19 protein-coding genes are annotated in these 22380 nt (G+C 59.7%); 12 read left to right on the top strand and 7 right to left on the bottom strand.

Annotated features, from left to right (window positions below; genetic code table 11):
* Positions 1-204 precede the first annotated feature (204 nt).
* From INT39_RS07630 to INT39_RS07605, 6 genes are all read right to left on the bottom strand, one after another.
* Positions 205-1050: an ABC transporter permease subunit gene (locus INT39_RS07630; RefSeq protein WP_193073367.1), complete on the bottom strand. Its 846-nt coding sequence runs from the start codon at positions 1048-1050 to the stop codon at positions 205-207.
* Positions 1047-1943: an ABC transporter permease subunit gene (locus INT39_RS07625; protein ID WP_193073366.1), complete on the bottom strand. Its 897-nt coding sequence runs from the start codon at positions 1941-1943 to the stop codon at positions 1047-1049. Before INT39_RS07625 ends, INT39_RS07630 begins: the two co-directional genes overlap by 4 nt.
* Positions 1940-3076 carry a polyamine ABC transporter ATP-binding protein gene (potA, locus tag INT39_RS07620; protein WP_193073365.1) on the bottom strand — a complete coding sequence of 379 codons (1137 nt, stop codon included), beginning with the start codon at positions 3074-3076 and terminating at the stop codon, positions 1940-1942. Before potA ends, INT39_RS07625 begins: the two co-directional genes overlap by 4 nt.
* Before the next feature lie 57 nt (positions 3077-3133).
* Complete coding sequence (locus tag INT39_RS07615; protein WP_193073364.1) at positions 3134-4231, bottom strand: polyamine ABC transporter substrate-binding protein; 1098 nt, start codon at positions 4229-4231, stop codon at positions 3134-3136.
* 229 nt (positions 4232-4460) lie between these two features.
* Positions 4461-5822: an aspartate aminotransferase family protein gene (locus INT39_RS07610; RefSeq protein ID WP_193073363.1), complete on the bottom strand. Its 1362-nt coding sequence runs from the start codon at positions 5820-5822 to the stop codon at positions 4461-4463.
* Positions 5823-5861: 39 nt separating this feature from the next.
* Positions 5862-7208, bottom strand: coding sequence for a glutamine synthetase family protein (locus INT39_RS07605; RefSeq protein ID WP_193073362.1), 1347 nt, complete (start codon positions 7206-7208; stop codon positions 5862-5864).
* Between the two features lie 422 nt (positions 7209-7630).
* On the opposite strand from INT39_RS07605, the gene INT39_RS07600 reads away from it, so the two are divergent.
* The 3 genes from INT39_RS07600 (at position 7631) to INT39_RS07590 (ending at position 11752) form a co-directional block, all read left to right on the top strand.
* Positions 7631-8983 carry a glutamine synthetase family protein gene (locus tag INT39_RS07600; RefSeq protein ID WP_193073453.1) on the top strand — a complete coding sequence of 451 codons (1353 nt, stop codon included), beginning with the start codon at positions 7631-7633 and terminating at the stop codon, positions 8981-8983.
* A gap of 361 nt (positions 8984-9344) precedes the next feature.
* Positions 9345-10820, top strand: coding sequence for a SulP family inorganic anion transporter (locus tag INT39_RS07595; protein WP_193073361.1), 1476 nt, complete (start codon positions 9345-9347; stop codon positions 10818-10820).
* Between the two features lie 53 nt (positions 10821-10873).
* Positions 10874-11752 (top strand): zinc-dependent peptidase, encoded by an 879-nt coding sequence (locus tag INT39_RS07590; protein WP_226944606.1) that lies wholly within the window; start codon positions 10874-10876, stop codon positions 11750-11752.
* Positions 11753-11794: 42 nt separating this feature from the next.
* On the opposite strand, the gene INT39_RS07585 is transcribed toward INT39_RS07590, so the two are convergent.
* Complete coding sequence (locus INT39_RS07585; protein ID WP_193073360.1) at positions 11795-12691, bottom strand: LysR family transcriptional regulator; 897 nt, start codon at positions 12689-12691, stop codon at positions 11795-11797.
* A 145-nt stretch (positions 12692-12836) separates the two neighbouring features.
* Here INT39_RS07585 and INT39_RS07580 point away from each other — a divergent pair, with 145 nt between their 5' ends.
* The 9 genes from INT39_RS07580 to aguB all read left to right on the top strand — a co-directional run bounded on the left by INT39_RS07580 (position 12837) and on the right by aguB (position 22377).
* On the top strand, positions 12837-13664 hold the full coding sequence (locus INT39_RS07580; protein ID WP_193073359.1) for a MaoC family dehydratase N-terminal domain-containing protein: 828 nt from the start codon (positions 12837-12839) through the stop codon (positions 13662-13664).
* 73 nt (positions 13665-13737) lie between these two features.
* Entirely contained in the window at positions 13738-14901 is a 1164-nt protein-coding gene (locus tag INT39_RS07575; RefSeq protein ID WP_193073358.1) for an acyl-CoA dehydrogenase family protein, read from the top strand.
* Between the two features lie 15 nt (positions 14902-14916).
* Complete coding sequence (locus INT39_RS07570; RefSeq protein WP_193073357.1) at positions 14917-16293, top strand: MmgE/PrpD family protein; 1377 nt, start codon at positions 14917-14919, stop codon at positions 16291-16293.
* Positions 16286-17491 carry a CaiB/BaiF CoA transferase family protein gene (locus INT39_RS07565; RefSeq protein ID WP_193073356.1) on the top strand — a complete coding sequence of 402 codons (1206 nt, stop codon included), beginning with the start codon at positions 16286-16288 and terminating at the stop codon, positions 17489-17491. Before INT39_RS07570 ends, INT39_RS07565 begins: the two co-directional genes overlap by 8 nt.
* Entirely contained in the window at positions 17488-18318 is an 831-nt protein-coding gene (locus tag INT39_RS07560) for an HpcH/HpaI aldolase/citrate lyase family protein (RefSeq protein ID WP_193073355.1), read from the top strand. Before INT39_RS07565 ends, INT39_RS07560 begins: the two co-directional genes overlap by 4 nt.
* Positions 18319-18366: 48 nt before the next feature.
* Complete coding sequence (locus INT39_RS07555) at positions 18367-19356, top strand: TRAP transporter substrate-binding protein (RefSeq protein ID WP_193073354.1); 990 nt, start codon at positions 18367-18369, stop codon at positions 19354-19356.
* A 65-nt stretch (positions 19357-19421) separates the two neighbouring features.
* Entirely contained in the window at positions 19422-20054 is a 633-nt protein-coding gene (locus INT39_RS07550; protein WP_193073353.1) for a TRAP transporter small permease, read from the top strand.
* Positions 20051-21331 (top strand): C4-dicarboxylate TRAP transporter large permease protein DctM, encoded by a 1281-nt coding sequence (gene dctM / locus INT39_RS07545; RefSeq protein ID WP_193073352.1) that lies wholly within the window; start codon positions 20051-20053, stop codon positions 21329-21331. The genes INT39_RS07550 and dctM overlap by 4 nt, the downstream gene beginning before the upstream one ends.
* Positions 21332-21498: 167 nt before the next feature.
* Positions 21499-22377, top strand: a complete 879-nt coding sequence (gene aguB / locus INT39_RS07540) for an N-carbamoylputrescine amidase (protein ID WP_193073351.1) — start codon at positions 21499-21501, stop codon at positions 22375-22377.
* The last annotated feature ends 3 nt before the right edge of the window (positions 22378-22380 follow it).

The following is a 22380-nucleotide window of genomic DNA, read 5'->3' as shown; positions in this document are numbered from 1 at the left end:
ACCGCTTCCGACTGTTTGTACAGCGACAGGGAACGGCTTCATGCCGTTCCTCAGGCGCCTTGTTTCAGGCCTCATTACAATGCGAATGAATGTTCATTCGTGATTGCAGCTTAACCCGAGTCTGAATATTTGCCAAGGGTCTTTGCTGGGCAGGAGGAGGCAGGGAGATCACCTGACGCCGGACTCCGGCATCAGGTAGCGTTATCAGCGCGCCGGCGTTTCATCCGGCAACGGCATCCGGCTGCGGCGGTCCGCGCGCCGGAAGATGAACCAGACCAGCAGGGTGAACAGCGATACGGCAAGCAGTATGACGCTGGCAATGGCGTTGATCTCCGGTTTCACGCCCAGGCGCACGGCGGAAAAGATTTCCATCGGCAGGGTGGTTGAGCCGGGCCCGGATACGAAGCTGGCCAATACCAGGTCATCCAGTGACAGGGTGAAGGCCAGCAGCCAGCCGGCAACGATGGAGGGTGCGATCATGGGCACGGTGATCTGCAGAAAGGTCTTCCATGGCGGCGCCCCGAGATCCAGTGCGGCCTCTTCGATCGACTGGTCCAGTTCGCCCAGGCGGCTGCTGACGACAATGGCGACATAAGCTACCGAGAAGGTGGTGTGGGCGATCCAGATAGTCAGCATGCCACGATCGAACAGTACGCCAAACAGCGACTCCAGAATCTGCGCCAGCGCCACGAACAGCAGCAGCAGCGACAGACCGGTGATTACCTCGGGCATCACCAGCGGGGCGGTGACCATGCCGGAGAACAGCGTGCGCCCACGGAACTGGCTGATACGGGTCATGGCAAAAGCCGCCATGGTACCCAGCACCACCGCCGCAGTAGCCGTGTAGAAAGCGATCTGCAGGCTGCGCTTGACCGCACCCATCAGTTGGGTGTTGTCCAGCAGGCCCAGGTACCAGTGCACCGACCAGCCGCCCCACACGGTGACCAGTCGCGAGGCGTTGAACGAGTAGATGACCAGAATGACCATCGGCAAGTAGATGAACAGCAGGCCCAGCCACAGGACCACGCTGGAGAAATCAGGACGTCTCATGCCTTCTTCTCCATTTCCCGAGCCTGGTTGTAGTGGAACAGGATGATGGGGATCAGCAGCAAGACCAGCATCACTATTGCCAGCGCCGAGGCCACCGGCCAGTCGCGGTTATTGAAGAACTCCTGCCACAGCACCTTGCCGATCATCAGGGTTTCCGGACCGCCGAGCAGTTCGGGGACGACGAACTCGCCGACTACCGGAATGAACACCAGCATGCTGCCGGCGATGATGCCGGCCCGCGACAGCGGTACGGTGACCTTCCAGAATGCCTTGATGCGGCTGGCACCCAGATCAGTGGCGGCCTCCAGCAGGGCCGAATCATGCTTGACCAGATTGGCGTACAGCGGCAGCACCATGAATGGCAGGTAGGCATACACCAGCCCGATGTATACCGCCGTATTGGTATTCAGGATCTGCAGCGGCACGTCGATGATGCCCAGCGTCTGCAGGGCATTGTTGAGCAGGCCGTTGGCGCTGAGGATGCCCATCCAGGCGTATACGCGGATCAGCAATGCGGTCCAGGTCGGCATCATGATCAGCAACAGGTAGACCAGCTGGCGCTCGCGGGGTGCACGGGCGATGGCCAGCGCCATCGGATAGCCCAGCCCGAGGCAGACCAGGGTGGTGACCAGAGCAATTTTCAGTGAACTCAGGTAGGCCGCGTAATACAGGCTGTCCTGGCTCAGGAAGATGTAGTTGCCCATGTTCAGGGCAATGGTCAGCGCCTGGTCGGCATACTGGAACACCCGCTCGTAGGGCGGAATGGCGATCGCCGCTTGGGAGAAGCTGATCTTCAGGACGATGACAAAGGGCAGCAGGAAGAACAGGAACATCCACAGGTAGGGGATGCTGATCACCAGCGCCTTGCCACTGGGGCGACGCAGGAAGTTCATGACTGCAGCACCACGCCGCCGTCGTCATCCCAGCTGACGTAGACCTTGTCTTCCCAGGTTGGGCGCGGCAGGCGGCGTTCGGAGTTGGCGAAGAATGCCTGCACCATCTTGCCGCTGTCGAGCTTGATGTAGTACACCGAGTGGCCGCCCAGATAGGCGATGTCGTGCACCTGGCCGTGGGCCCAGTTGTATGCCTGCTCGGGCTGCTCGGTGCTGACGAAGACCTTTTCCGGACGCAGAGCGTACATCGCGCTCTTGTTCTCGGCGCGGGTGGTGACACCGTGGCCCAGATAGATCTGTCGATCCAGCTGCGGACATTCGATGATCACGTGGTCTTCCATGTCGGCGACGATCTCGCCCTCGAAGATGTTCACGCTGCCGACGAATTCGGCGACGTGGCGGTTTACCGGACTCTCGTAGATATCCATCGGCGTGCCGACCTGGACAATCCAGCCCTGGTCCATGATGGCGATGCGCTGGGCCATGGTCATGGCCTCTTCCTGGTCGTGGGTGACCATGATGCAGGTCACGCCGACCCGTTCGATGATTTCCACCAGTTCCAGCTGCATCTGCGAGCGCAGTTTCTTGTCCAGCGCGCCCATGGGCTCGTCAAGCAGCAGCAGTTTCGGTCGTTTGGCCAGCGAGCGGGCCAGTGCTACGCGCTGACGCTGGCCACCGGACAATTGGTGCGGCTTGCGCTTGGCAAACTTGCTCATGTGTACCAGCTTGAGCATTTCCGCTACGCGCTCGTTGATTTCCGCTTTGCTCAGCTTGTCCTGTTTCAGTCCAAAGGCGATGTTCTGCTCCACCGTCATGTGCGGGAACAGTGCATAGGACTGGAACATCATGTTGATTGGCCGTTTGTGTGGCGGGAGTTCGGTAATGTTCTGACCGTCGAGCAGCACCCGGCCCTCGGTGGGCTTTTCGAAACCGGCAAGGATGCGCAGCAGGGTGGACTTGCCCGAACCCGAGCCGCCAAGCAGGGCAAAGATCTCGCCCCGGTTGATGGTCAGGGTGACATCATCCACCGCCAGCGCATCATCAAACTGTTTGCTGACGCGCTGAATCTTGACGAACTCCACTGGTTCGTTCGTGGCCATGGCCTGTTTCATGGCCCCTGCGGCACCTACCATATAATCAGTACTCCCCAACAAGAAGGGGGCCGCTGAGCGGCCCCGTAAAGAGTGGCATCAGCGACCGGATTTGATCCTGTTCCAGGCTCGGGTGATGATCCGTTGAGATGCCAGCGGGCGCGGTTTGGCCACAAATAACTTGGCCATGACCTCCTCGGTGGGATAGATCGCCGGATCGCTCAGGACTTCCGGGTCAACGAACTCGTTGGCCGCCAGGTTGGGGTTGGCATAGGCCACATAGTCGGTGATCGGCGCGACCACTTCCGGGCGCAGGATGTAATTGATGAAAGTATGCGCGTTGTCGGCGTTCGGCGCACCTTTGGGAATCGCCATCATGTCGAACCACAGCTGCGTACCTTCCTTGGGAATGGTGTAGCCGATGTTCACGCCGTTATCCGCTTCCTCGGCCCGGGCTGCGGCCTGGAAGACGTCACCGGAAAAGCCGACAGCGACGCAGATCTCGCCGTTGGCCAGGTCCGAGATATAGCGCGAGGAGTGGAAGTAGGTCACATGCCCACGCACGCTCATCAGCAGCTCTTCGGCCTTTTTCAGATCGTCGGCATCATTGCTGTTGGGGTCCAGACCCAGGTATTGCAGGGTGGAGGTCAGCATGTCGTCACCGGAGTCGAGCATGGAAATACCGCAACTGGCCAGTTTGGCGGCCACTTCCGGATTGAAGACCAGATCCCAGGTGTCCAGCGGGGCATTCTCACCGAGGATGGCCTGGACCTTGTCGATGTTGTAGCCGATACCGTTGGTGCCCCACATGTAGGGAATCGAGTACTGACTGCCCGGATCGATGCTTTCCATCTGGTCCATCAACGCCGGGTTGAGATTCTTCATGTTCGGCAGTTTGCTGTGATCCAGTTTCTGGTATACACCCGCCTCGATCTGCTTGGTCAGAAAGTGATTGGACGGTACGACTATATCGAAGCCGGAGCGGCCAGTGAGCAGCTTGGCATCCAGCACCTCGTTGGAGTCGTATACGTCGTAGGTCACCTTGATGTCGGTTTCCTTTTCGAAGTTGGCAACGGTGTCCTCGGCGATATAGTCGGACCAGTTATAGATCTTCAATTCGCCGGCAGCGTGTGCGGCGCTGGTGAACAACCCGGTAACGGCCATGGCCAGCAATGTCTTGTGCATTGTAAGTTTCATGTCTTCTCCTGTTGCAGACGCTGCCCGGTGACCGGGTCTGCCTGCTGCTTCTGGTGTGGCCGGAAAGCCGGCTGTTATCGGATGATCTATCACTGCCCGGAGCGAACTCCGGGGCTGTATTCAGTCCTTTCTCACCGGGCACCTGCGCCGGCGCGGCTAGTGTATGCAAGCGTGACCCGGGCGGATAGGCTTGACAGGGCATTGTGCCGGCTTTTACCTGTTATCCCGTCTAACGCAGCTGTTTTTCAGCCATATTCAGACTACGCCAGGCCTTGTCGAACAGTTCATCGATCTCCTCCGGCTGAATGACCAGTGGTGGTGACATGATCATGGTGTCGCCTACCGCGCGCATCACCAGCCCGTTGAGAATGCACATGTCCCGACACAGGGTTCCAGCGGCGCCTTTGCCGGGGAGTCGTTCCCGGGTGGCCTTATTGCTGACCAGTTCAAAGGCGCCGAGCATACCGGTACCGCGGACCTCTCCGACCAGCGGATGCTCCGCCAGGCCTGCTATCTTTTGCTGCAGATAGGGCGCCGCTTCGTTACGAGCATAGTCGACTATCTTTTCCTCTCGCAGGATACGCAGGTTTTCCAGGCCGACCGCGGCAGCCACGGGGTGACCTGAGTAAGTGTAGCCGTGGAAAAACTCACCGCCATTGTCGATCAGGCAATTGGCCACGCGACTGCCGACAATCACCCCACCCATGGGCAGGTAGCCGGACGTCATACCTTTGGCGATGGACATGAAGTCGGGTTGCAGGTCGAAGTGCTGGCTGCCGAACCATTCACCGGTACGGCCGAAACCACAGATCACCTCATCGACTACCAGCAGGATGCCGTACTTGTCGACGATGCGTTTGATCTCCGGCCAGTAGGTGGAGGGGGGGATGATGACCCCGCCAGCACCCTGAATGGGCTCGGCGATGAAGGCGGCGACCTTGTCGGTGCCCACCTGAAGGATCTTTTCCTCCAGCTGACGGGCTGCCCACAGCCCGAACTCGTTCTCGTTCATATCGCCGCCTTCGCCATACCAGTAGGGCTGGGCGATATGCACGATACCGGGGATGGGCAAGTCGCCCTGTTCATGCATCACCGACATGCCACCGAGACTGGCACCGGCGACGGTGGAGCCGTGGTAGCCATTGATACGACCGATGATGGTCTTCTTCTCTGGTTGACCTTGCAGGTCCCAGTAGCGGCGCACCATGCGCAGCACGGTGTCGTTGGCCTCGGAGCCGGAGCCGGTGAAGAACACATGGTTCATGTGCGCCGGGGCCTGCTCGGCAATCGCGCTGGCCAGCTGCACCGCGGGTGAGTTGGTGCATTGGAAGAAACTGTTGGCATAGGGCAGTTCGAGCATCTGCCGATACGCCGCCTCGGCCAGTTCAGTACGCCCGTAGCCGATGTTGACGCACCAGAGCCCGGCCATGCCGTCGAGAATACGATTGCCGTCGCTGTCCCACAGATGAACGCCTGAGGCACGCTCGATGATTCGCGTGCCACGGGCGCCCAGCGCCTTGTGGTCAGTGAAGGGATGCAGATAATGAGCCGCATCCATGGCCTGCAGTTCAGCGGTGGTAGGTTTGGTCATGACGGTAATCCTCTGCTCCGTTGAATGAATGACGGCCTGCTAGACGCTCAACAACAAGAACTCCCTTTCCCAGGAGCTGATGACACGCTTGTAGTTTTCGTTTTCCACACGTTTGACGGCGATATAGCCGCGGCAGAATTTTTCACCCAATACTTCCTGGATGTCAGTACACATTTCCATGCGTTCAAGGGCCGACTCCAGGGAGAAGGGCAGGCGCAGGTTGCGTCTTTCATAGGCCCGGCCTTGCACCGGTGCGGTCGGCTCTATCGAGTTGACCATGCCCAGATAGCCGCATAGCAGGCTGGCGGCGATGGCAATGTAAGGGTTGGCATCGGCGCCGGGCAGACGGTTTTCCAGGCGCATGTTCTGCGGTGTGGAGTCCGGCACGCGCAGCCCGGCGGTACGGTTTTCCACGCCCCATTCCACGTTGACCGGCGCCGAGGTGTCCGGCAGAAAACGCCGGAACGAGTTGACGTTCGGTGCGAACAGCGGCAATACCTCGGGGATGTAGCGCTGCATGCCGCCGATGTAATGCAGAAACAGCTGGCTCATGTTGCCATCGGCATTGGAGAAGATATTCTCCCCGGTCTTGATATCGATGATGCTCTGGTGCAGGTGCATGGCGCTGCCTGGCTCATTGGTGATCGGCTTGGCCATAAAGGTGGCGGTCACATCATGCTTGAGAGCGGCCTCGCGCATGGTGCGCTTGAATACCAGCACCTGGTCGGCCAGGTGCAGCGGGTCACCATGGCGGAAGTTGATCTCCATCTGCGCCGTGCCTTCTTCGTGGATCAGCGTATCCAGATCCAGGCCCTGAGCCTCGCACCAGTCGTACATGTCCTCGAACAGCGGGTCGAACTCGTTGGCGGCGTCGATCGAGAAGGACTGGCGCCCGGTCTCCTGACGACCGGAGCGGCCAACCGGTGGCTGCAGCGGCAGATCGGGGTCATCGTTGCGCTTGGTCAGATAGAACTCCATTTCGGGCGCTACCAACGGCTTCCAGCCTTTCTCGGTATACAGCCGCAGAATCTTCTTCAATACATTGCGCGGCGACATCTCGATGGGCTCGCCCTGCTTGTCATAGCAGTCATGGATGATCTGCGCGGTCGGCTCGATCGCCCAAGGTACCAGGTAGATGCCGTCGTCATCCGGTTTGCAGATCATGTCGATATCCGCTGGGTCCAGCAGGTCGTAATAGATGTCGTCTTCGACATAATCGCCGGTCACCGACTGCAGCAGAATACTTTCCGGCAGACGCATGCCTTTTTCAGATATGAACTTGGCCGTCGGGGCGATCTTGCCGCGGGCAATGCCGGTGAGATCACTGACCATGCACTCGACTTCGGTGATTCTGTGTTCCTTGAGAAAAGCTTCAATCTTGTTCATACAGTCCTCTTGGGCCCAAATTCATTACAGCAGTATCGGAGCAGACAGTGGCAATCAGCGACTTGCGGATATCGAACATACTGTCACTTTTGCAGAGTTGCTTGTTCAATTTTTCATACAATAGCAACAAAGAATAACAACCACAAAATCATTGCGAATCGCCTGTAAAGCCCATGATAAGGGATTTTCATGGGTGTTCGAGAATGGCTTTGAATGGTGCGTTGTGCGCCATTGCAGGGCGGTCAGAGGTCTATTGACTCGCTGTAGCCTTTCGGATTTACTCTCAATCAATATGAGTCATGATTGATATATTTTACAAATAACAGGTGACGAACATGCACTCCCCAGCCGATGACACGGCAGTCGGTACCGAGCCCGCCAGTATCCCAGCCCTTGACCCAGTCGATACCCTTCCCGTTGATATGCAGGAAGCCGAGACTTTTCTGGCCGAGCATCCCGAGGTTCACTTCATCGATCTATTGATTGCCGACATGAACGGTATCGTTCGGGGCAAGCGCATCGATCGTTCGGCATTGATCCGGGCTTTTGACCGCGGTATCGCGCTGCCGGCGTCGGTATTTGCCCTGAATATCCAGGGCACCACCGTCGAGGAAACCGGCCTGGGTCTGGAAATCGGTGATGCCGATCGTATCTGTCTGCCCATTCCCGGCACGCTGTGTATCGAACCCTGGCAGAAGCGTCCCATCGGTCAGCTATTGATGACCATGTACGAACTGGACCGTAAGACGCCGTTCTTTGCCGATCCCCGCTATGTGCTGCAACAGGTAGTCGAGCGTTTCACTGATCTGGGTCTGAAGCCGGTATCGGCGTTCGAGCTGGAATTTTATCTGATCGATCAGGAGAACATCACTGGTCGACCGCAGCCGCCGCGTTCGCCAATTTCCGGCAAGCGACCCAATTCGGTGCAGGTCTACTCCATGGATGACCTGGACGAATACGCAGAATTCCTCGAGGACGTCATCGAAGCTGCCCACGAGCAGGGCATCCCCGCTGACGCCATCGTCGCCGAATCGGCTCCCGGCCAGTTCGAAGTCAACCTCCATCACGTGGATGATCCGGTCAAGGCATGCGATTACAGCGTGCTGCTCAAGCGGGTGATCAAGAGCGTGGCTTATGACCACGAGATGGACACCACCTTCATGGCCAAGCCCTACCACGATCAGGCGGGTAACGGCATGCACGTGCATATCAGTCTGGAGCGGGACGGAACGAACATCTTTGCCCCGGATGCCGACGGCAATCTGCCTGATGCGTTGCGTTGGGCCATTGGTGGTCTGCTGGAAACCCTCCCGCAATACATGGCCTTCCTGTGCCCCAACGTCAATTCCTATCGGCGTTTCAGTCCGAGCTTCTTCGTGCCCTGTGCCGCGACCTGGGGCATCGATAACCGCACTGTGGCAGTACGGGTGCCGGGCGGCGAGGCGGAAGCCATGCGTATCGAACACCGCCTCGGCGGCGCCGATGCCAACCCTTACCTGCTGATGGCGGCGCTGCTGTCAGCCATTCATTACGGCATCAGTAATCGCATCGAGCCGCCGGCCATGACCGAGGGTAACGCCTACGAGCAGCACGAAGCGTCATTACCGACCAACCTGCGCGACGCACTGCGCGAACTGGAAGGCTCCGAGGTGATGAAGGAATACATCGGTGAGGAGTATCTGGACGTCTTCGTGTTGTGCAAGGAAAGCGAGATGGAGGAGTTCGAGAAGACCATCTCGGATCTTGAGTATATGTGGTATCTGCATACGGTATAGAGAAGGCCCAGAGGAGCAAGCGATATAGGATGCCCGATCACCGCCTGGTACGGCGACCGGGCTGCGGGGCTCGCCCAAACGGTTTTTGCCCTGTAGACTGGCGCGCTGTTTGAGTTACAAAAATCTTGATAAGGCCCCTGATGCTGACTCTGCGAAACATGACCTGGCAGCCTACGCCGCCATAGTGCTGCGCCCCCTCGCATTACCCGTAATCGCTTGCTTCGCCAGCGGTTAGGCTTTGCTGTGTATCCGGTCTGCCACCAGCCACAGCACCTACACCCGATAACCTGATCTCGAATCGACCAGCTACACAGGACCTCTGCCCTGCTGTGCTGGGCGATCCATTGCTTTGGAAATTCTGATGCTCCACTCGTTGAAACAAACCTGGTTCTCCAATATCCGTGGTGATTTGCTTGCCGGCCTTGTGGTGGCACTGGCCCTGATCCCTGAGGCTATCGCCTTTTCCATCATCGCGGGTGTGGATCCCAAGGTCGGGCTTTACGCGTCCTTCTGTATCGCGGTGGTGATTGCCTTCGTCGGCGGCCGTCCGGGAATGATCTCCGCTGCAACCGGTGCCATGGCGTTGCTGATGGTGACGCTGGTCAAGAACCACGGCCTTGAGTACCTGCTGGCGGCTACCTTGCTGTGTGGTGTGCTGCAGATTATCGCCGGCTATCTGAAGCTCGGCTCGCTGATGCGCTTTGTCTCGCGCTCGGTGGTGACCGGCTTCGTGAATGCGTTGGCGATCCTGATCTTCATGGCGCAGCTGCCTGAGCTGACCAACGTCACCTGGCACGTCTATGCGATGACCGCCGCCGGCCTGGGCATTATCTATCTGTTTCCCTATGTGCCGCGGATCGGCAAGCTCATCCCGTCGCCGCTGGTGTGCATCCTGGTTCTCACCGGTGTAGCTCTCTATCTGGGCCTGGATATCCGCACGGTCGGCGACATGGGGCAGCTGCCTGATACATTGCCGGTCTTTCTGTGGCCTGACGTGCCGTTGACCTTCGAAACCCTGACAATCATCTTTCCCTACGCAGCAGCGCTGTCCGTGGTCGGCCTTCTGGAGTCAATGATGACCGCAACCATTGTCGACGAGATGACTGACACGCCCAGCGACAAGAATCGCGAATGCAAGGGCCAAGGCGTAGCCAATATCGCCTCGGGCCTGATGGGCGGCATGGCTGGTTGCGCGATGATCGGTCAGTCGGTTATCAACGTGAAATCCGGTGGGCGTACGCGTTTGTCGTGCCTGGTGGCCGGGGTCGTGCTGCTGTTGATGGTGGTCTTTCTCAGCGACTGGGTCAGTCAGATCCCCATGGCGGCTCTGGTGGCGGTGATGATCATGGTGTCGATCGGCACCTTCCGCTGGGAGTCGCTGCGCAACCTCAAAAAGTATCCGCTATCCACCAATCTGGTGATGCTGGTCACGGTGGCCGTCGTTGTTTTCACCCACAATCTGGCCTTTGGTGTTCTGGCAGGCGTGCTGCTGGCTGCGATGTTCTTCGCCAACAAGATCGGCCATCACATGGATGTCCGCTCCTCGCTGGACGAAACCGGCGAACATCGCAGCTACGAGGTCATCGGTCAGGTATTCTTCAGCTCAGCGGATAAATTCGTTGCTGACTTCGACTTCAAGGAAGCGCTGAGCAAGGTAACCATCGACCTGAACCGTGCTCATTTCTGGGATATAACCGCCGTGGCCGCCCTGGACAAGGTGGTCATCAAGTTCCGCCGTGAAAGTGTTGAAGTCGAGGTGCTGGGACTCAACGAAGCCAGCAGCACTATCGTCGATCGCTTCGGTGTTCACGATAAGCCCGAGGCCATCGTCCAATAACGGGGTTCGCTCGGGCCAGGATGCCCTGATGACGGGCTGAAAACGGCTACTGCATGGCCAGCCTTATGGGCTGGCACATGTGCCTGTGGACCTGCATGCTATGGTCATGCCGTAACCCCGACAGGAGCACAGTCATTTCCAAAGCAGCTTCTACCCAGCGCCCGGCCTCGGGTTGGTGGCAACGCCTGCGCTATTGGCGGGAAGATCGCCAGCTGCGCCGGCTGACGGTCACGGCTGATCAGTGGCAACAGGCGCTGGGCGACTGGGCGGTATACCAGCGTTACCGGCCGGAGCAACAACGCCATATTCAGGAGCTGGCGCTGCGTCTGTTGCTGCGCAAGCATTTGGTGGCGGTCAATGGCGCTGAGCTGGATGACCGGCTGCGCCTGCGTATCGCCGGAATGGCGGTGGTGCCGGTGCTCGAACTGGGGCTGGAATGGTATGACCGCTGGCAGACGCTGATTCTGTACGACGGCCCTTTCGTTGCCGAGCACAGCTGGGAGGACGAGTTCGGGATTGTTCATCAGGAAACCAGCGAGCGCAGCGGTGAGGCCTGGGAACGCGGGCCGGTGGTGCTGTCGCTGGAGGATGTCTGGCATTCCGGGCAGGGCGATGGCTACAACGTGGTGATTCACGAACTCGCACACACGCTGGATATGCGCGACGCCAGCGCCAATGGTGCGCCGCCGCTGCACGCGGACATGGATGCGGCGGCCTGGCAACGCGATTTTGCCGCGGCCTGGAATGATCTGGCGCGGCGGGCCGACAACGACGAGCCGCTGCCGGTGGATGACTACGCCCTGGAAGACCCGGCCGAGTTTTTTGCTGTGCTATCGGAAACCTTTTTTGAGCAACCCGAGTCGTTGCTAGCTGCGTGGCCGGCGGTTTATCGGCATCTGGCGGATTTTTACCGGCAGATGCCTGCGGGGTAGGGCTTATGCGGTCTGGCCGGAAATCTTGAAGCTAACCCGGATTCAACATCTGTCCTCATAGGCCTGCAGCTGTTCGATCAAGGCCCGTATTACCTTCGGCAGCGCTTCCAGATCCCGCACCAGAATACTGCGCTCGCGCACCCGCCAGGGCTCGTCCAGCTCGATTACTGCCAGCGCCATGGTGCGCTGGTGGCGGCGGGCGGCAGAATCCGGCATCACCGCCAGGCCGACCCCGGATTCGATCAGTCGGCACATGGCCTCGAAGCTGTAGACCTTGATGCGCATGTTCAGGCTGTTGCCGTTCTCGGCGACCTGTTCCTGCAGAAAGCGCAGCAGGGTGGTGCCTTCATGTAGCCCGATATGGGGGTAGTTCGCGGTTTCCTCCAGCCTGATGCTCTGACGCCCGGCCAGCGGATGATCCTTTGGGGTGACCAATACCAAGCGGTCGGTACTGAAGCGAATCGCCTGCAGCCCATCGGCCTTGACCGGCCCAGCGATGATCCCCATGTCGGTGGACCCGTCCAGCACGCCGCGCACGATGTCTCGACTGAGGCGTTCCTGCAGATCTACCGTCACGCCCGGTCGTTCGGCGAGGAATCCGCCAAGAATTTCCGGCAGGAACTCGGTGGCGGCGGTGGTGTTGGCAAAGATGCGGATATGCCCGGCGGCCTCGGTGCCGTATTCGGTGAACTCGCTTTTCATGTAGTCGACCTGGCGCATGATCAGCCGGGCATGCTGCAGAAACAGCTGGCCAGCCGGGGTCAGCTCCACGCCCCGGCTGTCACGGTACAACAGCCGGTTGCCGGCCTCGGCTTCCAGACTCTTGATCCGCACGCTGGCGGCAGCCGGTGAGATGAACGCTTTGCGTGCACCCTGGGTCAGGCTGGGTGATTCGGCGATATGAATGAATAGACGAAGATCTGATAAATCGAAATGCATGGCTCGCTGTGTCCCGCGTGTTTACTGGTGTGCTGCTTCAGTGTTAATCAAAACCGAACGCCCCCTTGCTGAAATGTAGATTCACAGATCGGTAGCCACTTGGCAATGATACTGAAAAATACAAGTCAGCCACGGGGACTAACCGATGAGCGATCAAGCATTATCCGCCTGGGTCGGGCGTACCGAAGAAACCCACGATCACCTCAGCCTGAATCTGCTGCAGCGTATCGCCGCTACTCTGGGTGAGCCCGCTCCGCAGGCTGGTGAGGTGTTGCCGCCGCTGTGGCAATGGTGCTTCTTTCAGCCAGCTGTGGCTGAAACCGGCTTGGGCGCTGATGGCCACCCTGCGCGCGGCGGTTTCCTGCCGCCAGCGGACAACCGCAACCGCATGTGGGCCGGCGGGCGAGTTGAGTTCCATGCGCCACTCAAGGTCGGCGCTGAGGCTTCCCGTGTTTCCACCATTCTGCGGGTCGAGGAAAAAGTCGGTCGTACCGGCTCTCTGCTGTTTGTCACCGTGCAGCATGACTATCTGCAGGGCGGTCAGCTGGCGGTTCGCGAGGAGCAGGATATCGTCTATCGCGAACCAACGCCGCCGAAGCTGGCCGGCGGTGCTGCGCTGCCGCAAGCCGATTGGCAGGAGTCCATCACCCCGACCCCGACCCTGTTGTTCCGCTACTCGGCGGTGACCTTCAATGGCCACCGCATCCACTACGACTGGCCCTACGTCACCGAAACGGAAGGCTACCCCGGCCTGGTAGTACACGGTCCATTAATGGCGACCTTGAATCTGCGAGCCTTCTGTCGGGCCAACCCTGACGCGAAGCTGCAACGTTTTGCCTACCGCGGCATGCGCCCGTTGATCGCTCCACATCCTTTTGTTGCCGGTGGCCGCATTGTCGAGCCGGGCAAGGCCGAACTGTGGACCGGTAATGACGAGGGTATCGCCCAGCAGGCCGAAGTCGAATTCAACTGATTTACCACCCAACCGAATTGATGCCCCGGCGGCCCATCGCGCCGGGGTTGAGCATGAACCAGAGGACACAACAATGAACCCGTACCTGAACGAAGAATACAACGCCATCCGTGAAGGGGTTCGCGCCCTGTGTGCCGAGTTTGACGGTGAATACTGGCGAAAAATCGACGAGGCCAAGGGTTTTCCGGAGGCCTTCGTCAGCGCCCTGACCCAGGCCGGCTGGCTGTCGGCGATGATTCCCGAGCAGTACGGCGGATCCGGTCTGGGACTGGCCGAGGCGTCGATCATTCTGGAAGAGGTGAACCGCTGCGGTGGCAACTCCGGCACCGTGCACGGCCAGATGTACAACATGTTCACCCTGCTGCGTAACGGCAGCGAGGAGCAGAAGAGCTTCTACCTGCCGAAGCTGGCCAGCGGCGAGCTGCGCCTGCAGTCGATGGGCGTCACCGAGCCGACCACCGGCACCGACACCACCAAGATCAAGACCACGGCGGTGAAGAAGGGCGACAAATATGTGATCAATGGCCAGAAGGTGTGGATCTCGCGGGTCCAGCATTCCGACCTGATGATCCTGCTGGCGCGCACCACGCCACTGGCCGAGGTGCAGCGCAAGGCCGACGGCATGTCGATCTTCCTGGTCGACCTGCGCCAGGCCATCGGTAACGGCATGACCGTGCAGCCGATCGCCAACATGGTCAACCATGAAACCAACGAGCTGTTCTTCGACAATCTGGAAATCCCCGAGAGCTGCCTGATCGGTGAAGAAGGCAAGGGCTTCCGCTACATCCTCGATGGTCTGAATGCCGAGCGTACCCTGATCGCCGCCGAGTGCATCGGTGATGGCCATTGGTTCACCCAGAAGTCCACCGAGTATGCCCGCGACCGCGTGGTGTTCGGTCGTCCGATCGGCCAGAACCAGGGGGTGCAGTTCCCGATTGCCGAAGCGCATATTGAAATCGAGGCAGCCGACCTGATGCGCTGGCGTGCCTGTGAGGAGTATGACGCCGGCCGCAACGCGGGTGCCGCAGCGAACATGGCCAAGTACCTCGCTGCCAAGGCGTCATGGGAAGCAGCCAACGCCTGCATGCAGACCCACGGTGGTTTCGGCTTTGCCAACGAATATGACATCGAGCGCAAGTTCCGCGAGACCCGTCTGTACCAGGTAGCACCGATCTCCACCAACCTGATTCTGTCCTACGTGTCCGAGCACATCCTCGGTCTGCCGCGCAGCTTCTGATCGGAGAATGATGAAATGAGCCTACACACTCAGGCGCTGACAGCCTTTCTCGCCGATCTGCGTTACGAACAACTCCCCGAGGGGGTGATTGCGCGTACCGAAGATCTGTTCCTCGACTGGCTGGCCTCGGCACTGGCCAGCCAGGGCGCCCACCCGATTCCGCTGTTCGAGCGCTATGCACAGAAGATGGGGCCGGCCAGTGGTCCGGCGCAGATTCTGGTCAACGGTCAGTCCAGCTCGGCCTATTTCGCCGCGCTGGTCAACGCCGCCAGCTCGCATCTGGTCGAGCAGGATGACCTGCACAATAGCTCCGTGCTGCACCCAGCCACCGTGGTGTTTCCCGCAGCACTGGCCGCCGCCCAGGATCTGGGCAAGAGCGGTCGCGAGCTGATTCTTGCCTCGGTTGCCGGCTACGAGGCCGGTATCCGCATCGGTGAATTCCTCGGCCGCTCGCACTACCGCATCTTCCATACCACCGCGACCGTCGGCACCCTGGCCGCCGCCGTGGCGGTGGGCAAGCTGATGGGCTTCAACCAGCAGCAGTTCACTCACCTGCTCGGCAGCGCCGGTACGCAGGCTGCCGGGTTGTGGGAGTTCCTGCGCGATGCCGCCGACTCCAAGCAACTGCATACCGCCAAGGCCGCTGCCGATGGCCTGTTGGCCGCCTATATGACCGCCGATGGCCTCACTGGTGCGCAGAATATTCTCGAAGGTGATCAGGGCATGGCCGCGGGCATGTCCAGCGATGCTGATCCGAGCAAACTGTCCGACCGCCTCGGCAGCCGCTGGGCGCTGCCGGAAACCTCGTTCAAGTTCCACGCTTCCTGCCGGCACACCCATCCGGCAGCCGATGCGCTGCTGGACCTGATGCAGCGCGAGCAGCTGCAGGCTGATGACATCGCCAGCGTGGTAACCCGGGTGCACCAGGGCGCGATCGACGTGCTGGGCCGGGTGGTGGTGCCGCAGACTGTGCACCAGGCCAAATTCTCCATGGGTGCCGTACTGGGCCTGATCGCCGTTTACGGCAAGGCCGGCCTGCCGGAGTTCGAGCAGCACAGCCTGACCGATGCCCGGATTGCGGCCTTCCGCGAGAAAGTCAGCATGCAGCTGGATCCGGAAGTCGACGGTGCCTATCCGCAGCGCTGGCTGGGTCGGGTCGTGGTCACCACCATGGACGGCCGCACGCTGCACGGCAGCATCGACGAGCCCAAGGGCGATCCGGGCAATACCTTGAGCCGGGCCGAGCTGGAGGACAAATTCCGCCGGCTGGTGGCTTTTTCCGGCGCCTGCGATGCCGATCAGGCCGGAGTACTGGTGGCCCGGGTGTGGGTATTGCGTGAGCAGACGGATATGAGCCAGGTCAGTCTGGCGGGAGGAACAGATAATGAGTGAGCAGCACAACAAACCCCGGCCCCTGGACGGGATCACCGTGGTCAGCCTGGAACACGCCATTGCCGCGCCGTTCTGTACCCGGCAACTGGCCGATCTGGGCGCGCGGGTAATTAAGGTCGAGCGTCCCGGCTCCGGCGATTTCGCCCGGGGTTACGACGAGCGCGTCGATGGCCTGGCCTCGCACTTCGTCTGGACCAACCGCTCCAAGGAAAGCCTGACGCTGAATGCCAAGCAGCCCGGCGCCGACAAGGTGCTGGAGCAGTTGCTGGCCAAGGCCGACGTGCTGGTACAGAACCTGGCGCCGGGCGCTGCGGCGCGCATGGGGCTGTCCTTCGAGACGTTGCACGAACGGTTCCCGCAACTGATCGTCTGCGATATTTCCGGCTACGGCGAGGGCGGCCCCTACGAACAGAAGAAGGCCTATGACCTGCTGATCCAGAGTGAGGGCGGCTTTCTCTCGGTCACCGGTGGCCCGGGTGAAGACCAGATGGCCAAGGCCGGCTGCTCCATCGCCGATATCGCCGCGGGCATGTACGCCTACACCGGCGTGCTGTCGGCGCTGATGCTGCGGGACAAGACCGGCGTCGGCAGCCGTATCGACGTGTCCATGCTGGAAAGCCTGGTCGAGTGGATGGGCTTTCCCATGTATTACGCCTACCAGGGCGCAACGCCGCCGCCCCGTGCCGGCGCGGCGCACGCCACCATCTACCCCTATGGCCCGTTCCCTGCCGGCGACGGCAAGTCGGTGATGCTCGGCCTGCAGAACGAGCGGGAATGGCAGGGATTCTGCGAGAAGGTTCTGCTGCAGCCGCAGCTGGCCAGCGACGAGCGCTTTGCCAGTAACTCCAAGCGTTCGGAAAACCGTGCTGAACTGCGCGCGATCATCGTCGAGACGTTCGCCTCGCTGAGCTCCGACGAAGTGATTGCGCGCCTGGATGCGGCGCCGATCGCCAACGCCCACGTCAATGATATGGCTAACGTCTGGGCTCACCCGCAGCTCAAGGCGCGCCAGCGCTGGTCCGAGGTCGGTAGTCCGGCTGGCATGCTGCCGGCGCTGCTGCCGCCCGGCCGCAACACGGCATTCGAGCCGCGCATGGATGCCGTGCCCGCGCTGGGCGAGCATACCGACAGTCTGCTCAGTGAGCTGGGCTACGCCGAAGACGATATTCAGCGTCTGCGTCAGCAGGGGGCAATATGAATACTCTCAAACCCATTATCCGGACTGCGCTATTCGTGCCGGCGACCCGGCCCGAGCGCATCCCAAAAGCATTAGTCAGCGGCGCAGATGCAGTGATCGTTGATCTGGAAGACGCTGTGGCGGAGAACCTCAAGAGCGAGGCTCGCAGCAATCTGGATGCGTTTCTCGCAGCCAATCCCGAGGCGCAGGTATTAGTGCGCATCAACGCCCCGCTGCATGCCGAGCAGAAGGCGGATCTGGAGGTATGTCGCAGGCATGCTGGTGTCATCGGCGTGCTACTGCCCAAGGTCGAGAGTGCTGATCAGGTAGCTATCGCAGCAGCCAGTGGCAAGCCGGTATGGCCGATCATTGAGAGCGCCCTGGGGCTGCAGGCATTACCGACAATCGCCCAAGCTGACGGCGTCGAACGGTTGAGCTTCGGCGCGCTGGATCTGGGTCTCGACCTGGGCCTGAACAGTGGTACCGCAGCAGCCGGCAGGATTCTTGATCAGGCGCGCTACGCCATCCTGCTGCAGAGCAGCCTGGCGGATCTCGCATCACCACTGGATAGCGTATTCCCTGACATCAAGAACCCCGAAGGCCTTGCACAAATGGCTGCCGATGCCCGCGACATGGGGTTCGGTGGAATGCTGTGCATTCACCCTGCTCAAGTAGAGGTGGTGCACCAGACCCTGATGCCTGACAGCGACGAGTTGAACTGGGCGCAGCGGGTCATGAGCGCCAGCGCATCCGGGGAGGGTGTGTTCGTGGTCGATGGCCAGATGGTTGATGCACCAGTGATCGGACAGGCGCGGCGGGTGCTGCAGCGCGCTGGTCTCACGATCTAAGAATGGTTTGCTAACTGATTGAAAGATAACAACAAAAGGTACCTGCACATGTTTAAGAACACACTGAAAGCAATTGTTTGCGCAATGTCATTCACCGTTGTCGGTCTAGCCCAGGCGGCCGAGCCGGTGGTCATCAAGTTTGCCCACGTGGTGGCGGACAATACGCCCAAGGGGCAAGGCGCCTTGCTGTTCAAGAAGCTTGCCGAGGAGCGCTTGCCGGGTCGTGTGAAGGTGGATGTCTATCCCAACTCTTCGCTGTTCGGTGATGGCAAGGAGATGGATGCGCTGATGCTGGGTGACGTGCATATGCTGGCGCCGTCGCTGTCCAAGTTCGAGCATTACGCCAAACCGTTGCAGATCTTTGACTTGCCGTTCCTGTTCGATGACATGGCGGCGGTGGACCGTTTCCAGCAGAGCGAGGCGGGTCAGGAGCTGCTGAAGGCGATGCTGCACAAGAATATCCTCGGTCTGGCCTATTGGCACAATGGCATGCGTCAGCTGTCCGCCAACAAACCGTTACGTGAGCCACGTGATGCCCGCGGCCTGAAATTCCGGGTACAGGCTTCTGCGGTGCTGGACGAACAGTTCAAGGCACTGCGCGCGATTCCCCGCAAGATGAGTTTTGCCGAGGTCTATCAAGGGCTGCAGACCGGTGTAGTCAATGGCACCGAGAACACCTGGTCCAACTATGAAAGTCAGAAAGTGAATGAGGTACAGAAGTACATCACTGAGTCGAACCATGGCCTGATCGACTACATGGTCATCACCAATGCCCAATTCTGGAACGACCTGCCGGAGGATATCCGCAGTGAGCTGAAAGAGGTTCTGGCCGAAGTGAGCGTTGAGGTGAACCGCCATGCTGATGAGCTGAACGCGCAATCACGCGCGCGGATTCTCGAGGCTGGCACCACCGAAATACTCACCCTGACCCCCGAGGAGCGTGCTGAGTGGCGCGAAGCGATGCAGCCGGTATGGCAGAAGTTCAGCAAGGAAATCGGCGCTGATCTGATCGAAAAAGCTAAAGCTAGCAACCTCTGAATTGAGTGCTGACTGTGCCGGCAGGGATGCCGGCTTTTTGTTTTTAGACCCTTGGAGAAACCACCATGCATGCGCTTCGTCTTGTCTGGGATCGTTTTGAGGAAGGTTTCATCGTCTTCCTGCTGGCGACGATGACCTTGGTGACGTTTGTCTACGTCATCCTTAACAATTTATATAACGTGTTTTACGGCCTCGGTGACTCGTTTGAAGTGACCAGCGATTTTTTCTTTGCCATTGGTGATTTCATCGTCGAGCTCGCTCAGACCATGACGTGGGCGAATGCCCTGAGCAAAGCGTTGTTCGCCTGGCTGATCTTCTTCGGCCTGGCTTACGGCGTGCGTACGGCCGGGCATATCGGTGTCGATGCGCTGGTGCGCCTGACCAGTCAGCGTACCCAGTGGGTGATTGGCATCATCGCCTGTCTGGTCTGTCTGGGGTATGCCGGGCTACTTGGCGTGGCCAGTTTCGAGTGGGTGTCCGCGCTGGTCAGTAACGCCATTCACGCTGATGACCTGGACCAATTTGGTATTCGTAAATGGCATGTCGCGCTGGTTGTGCCGTTTGGGTTTGCCCTGATGTTCATCCGTTTTTCCGAAATCCTGATTCGTATTCTGCGCCATGAGCAGACCGGCCTGGGGTTGGCTGATGAAGCGGCGGATGCCGCCAAACTGGCCGACGATGAGGAGCGTAACCCATGACCATTCTGTTTCTATTCCTGGCTTTGTTCGTTCTGATGTTCATCGGTGTGCCGATCGCCGTTTCCCTCGGGGTGGCCGGCTCGCTGACCATCATGTTGTTCAGCCCCGACTCGGTGAGCGGGTTGGCGGTCAAGCTGTTCGAGACATCCGAGCATTACACCCTACTGGCTATTCCGTTCTTCCTGCTGGCTGGAGCATTTATGACCACCGGCGGCGTAGCACGACGACTGATCGACTTCGCCAACGCCACCGTCGGCCATATTCGTGGTGGTTTGGCGATCGGTGCGGTAATGGCTTGCATGCTATTTGCTGCATTGTCCGGTTCGTCGCCCGCTACAGTGGCAGCGGTAGGCTCCATAGCCATCGCGGGCATGGTGCGCTCCGGCTATCCGCAAGCCTTCGGTGCGGGGATTGTGTGTAACGCGGGTACCCTGGGCATCCTCATTCCGCCGTCCATCGTCATGGTGGTCTACGCCGCAGCAACTGAGCAATCGGTAGGCAAGCTGTTCATGGCGGGGGTGGTCCCTGGTGTGATGCTCGGTGCGGCGCTGATGATCGCGATTTACGTTATCGCGGTGAAGAAAAACCTGCCAGCGTTGCCGCGCGCTTCGGTGCGTGAGTGGCTGTCTGCGGCGCGTAAGGCGGCGTGGGGCCTGTTGTTGATGGTGATTATCCTCGGCGGTATCTACTCCGGGATGTTCACGCCTACCGAAGCAGCAGCCGTAGCAGCGGTCTATGCCTGGCTCATCGCGGTGTTCGTATATAAGGACATGACCCTGCGCGAATGCCCCAAGGTAATTCTGGAGGCGGCCAAACTCAGCATCATGCTGATGTTCATCATCGCCAATGCCATGCTATTCGCTCATGTGCTGACCACCGAGCAGATTCCTCAAGCCATCACCGCCTGGGTGACTGCGATGGATCTGTCGCCATGGATGTTCCTGCTGGCCGTGAACATCATGTTGCTGATCGCCGGTGCCTTCATGGAGCCGTCAGCGATCATCCTGATCCTGGCACCGATCCTGTTCCCGATTGCCATGCAGCTGGGCATTGATCCGATCCACCTTGGCATCATCATGGTGGTCAATATGGAAATCGGCCTGATCACCCCGCCGGTGGGGCTGAACCTGTTCGTTACCTCGGCAGTGACCGGTATGCCGGTAGGTTCGGTGATCCGCGCGGCTATGCCGTGGTTAATGCTGCTGCTGTTCTTTCTGGCCATCATCACCTACGTGCCGGCGATTTCCCTGGCGCTGCCGGAGTGGCTGGGCATGTGAAGCAGGGGATAGCGTGTCGGTAAAGTGTTGAGGTCTGTATAGCTGTAACCAACGCGTCGTACCTGCCGGTACGGCGCGTTTTTTGTTGGTTGCGAACATCCTCAAGAACCTGATCAGGCACGATGGGTTATGCTCTGATACATGACTCACTTTGCCGGAGAACCACCATGCCACGCCTTGTTACCGTCGCCGCCACCCAGATGAGCTGCAGCTGGGATCGCCAGGCCAATATAGCCAAAGCAGAACAGCTGGTGCGTCAGGCCGCAGCCAAGGGCGCGCAGATTATTCTGATTCAGGAGCTGTTCGAGACGCCGTATTTCTGCCAGAAGCCCAACCCCGAATACCTGCAGCTGGCCACCTCGGTCGAAGATAATCCTGCCATTGCGCATTTCAGCAAGCTGGCGAAGGAGCTCGAGGTGGTGTTGCCGATCAGCTTCTTCGAGTTGTCTGGCAGGGCGCGCTTCAACAGTATTGCCATTATTGATGCTGACGGGCGCAATCTGGGTGTGTACCGCAAAAGTCATATTCCGGATGGCCCGGGCTATCACGAAAAGTACTATTTCAACCCCGGCGATACCGGCTTCAAGGTCTGGAAGACCCGCTTTGCCACTATTGGTGTGGGTATCTGCTGGGATCAATGGTTCCCGGAAAGCGCCCGAGCCATGGCCTTGCAAGGCGCGGAAATCCTGTTCTATCCCACCGCCATCGGCAGCGAGCCGCATGACTCCTCCATTACCTCGAAGGATCATTGGCAGCGGGTGCAACAGGGCCACGCCGGGGCCAATCTGATGCCGCTGGTGGCGAGCAACCGGGTTGGGCGGGAAGAGCAGGATGGCTATGACATCACCTTCTACGGTGCCTCCTTTATCGCTGACCAGTTCGGCGAGAAGGTACAGGAAGCCAATGACAGCGACGAAACCGTGCTGGTGCAGCAATTCGATCTGGACCAACTGGAGCATATTCGCGCCGCCTGGGGCGTGTTCCGTGACCGCCGGCCGAACCTGTATGGTCCGTTGAAAACCCTGGATGGTTCGCTGGAGTCCTGATTC

It is taken from the genome of Pseudomonas sp. FME51, assembly GCF_014897305.1.
This window is presented reverse-complemented; position numbering and strand designations above follow the sequence as displayed.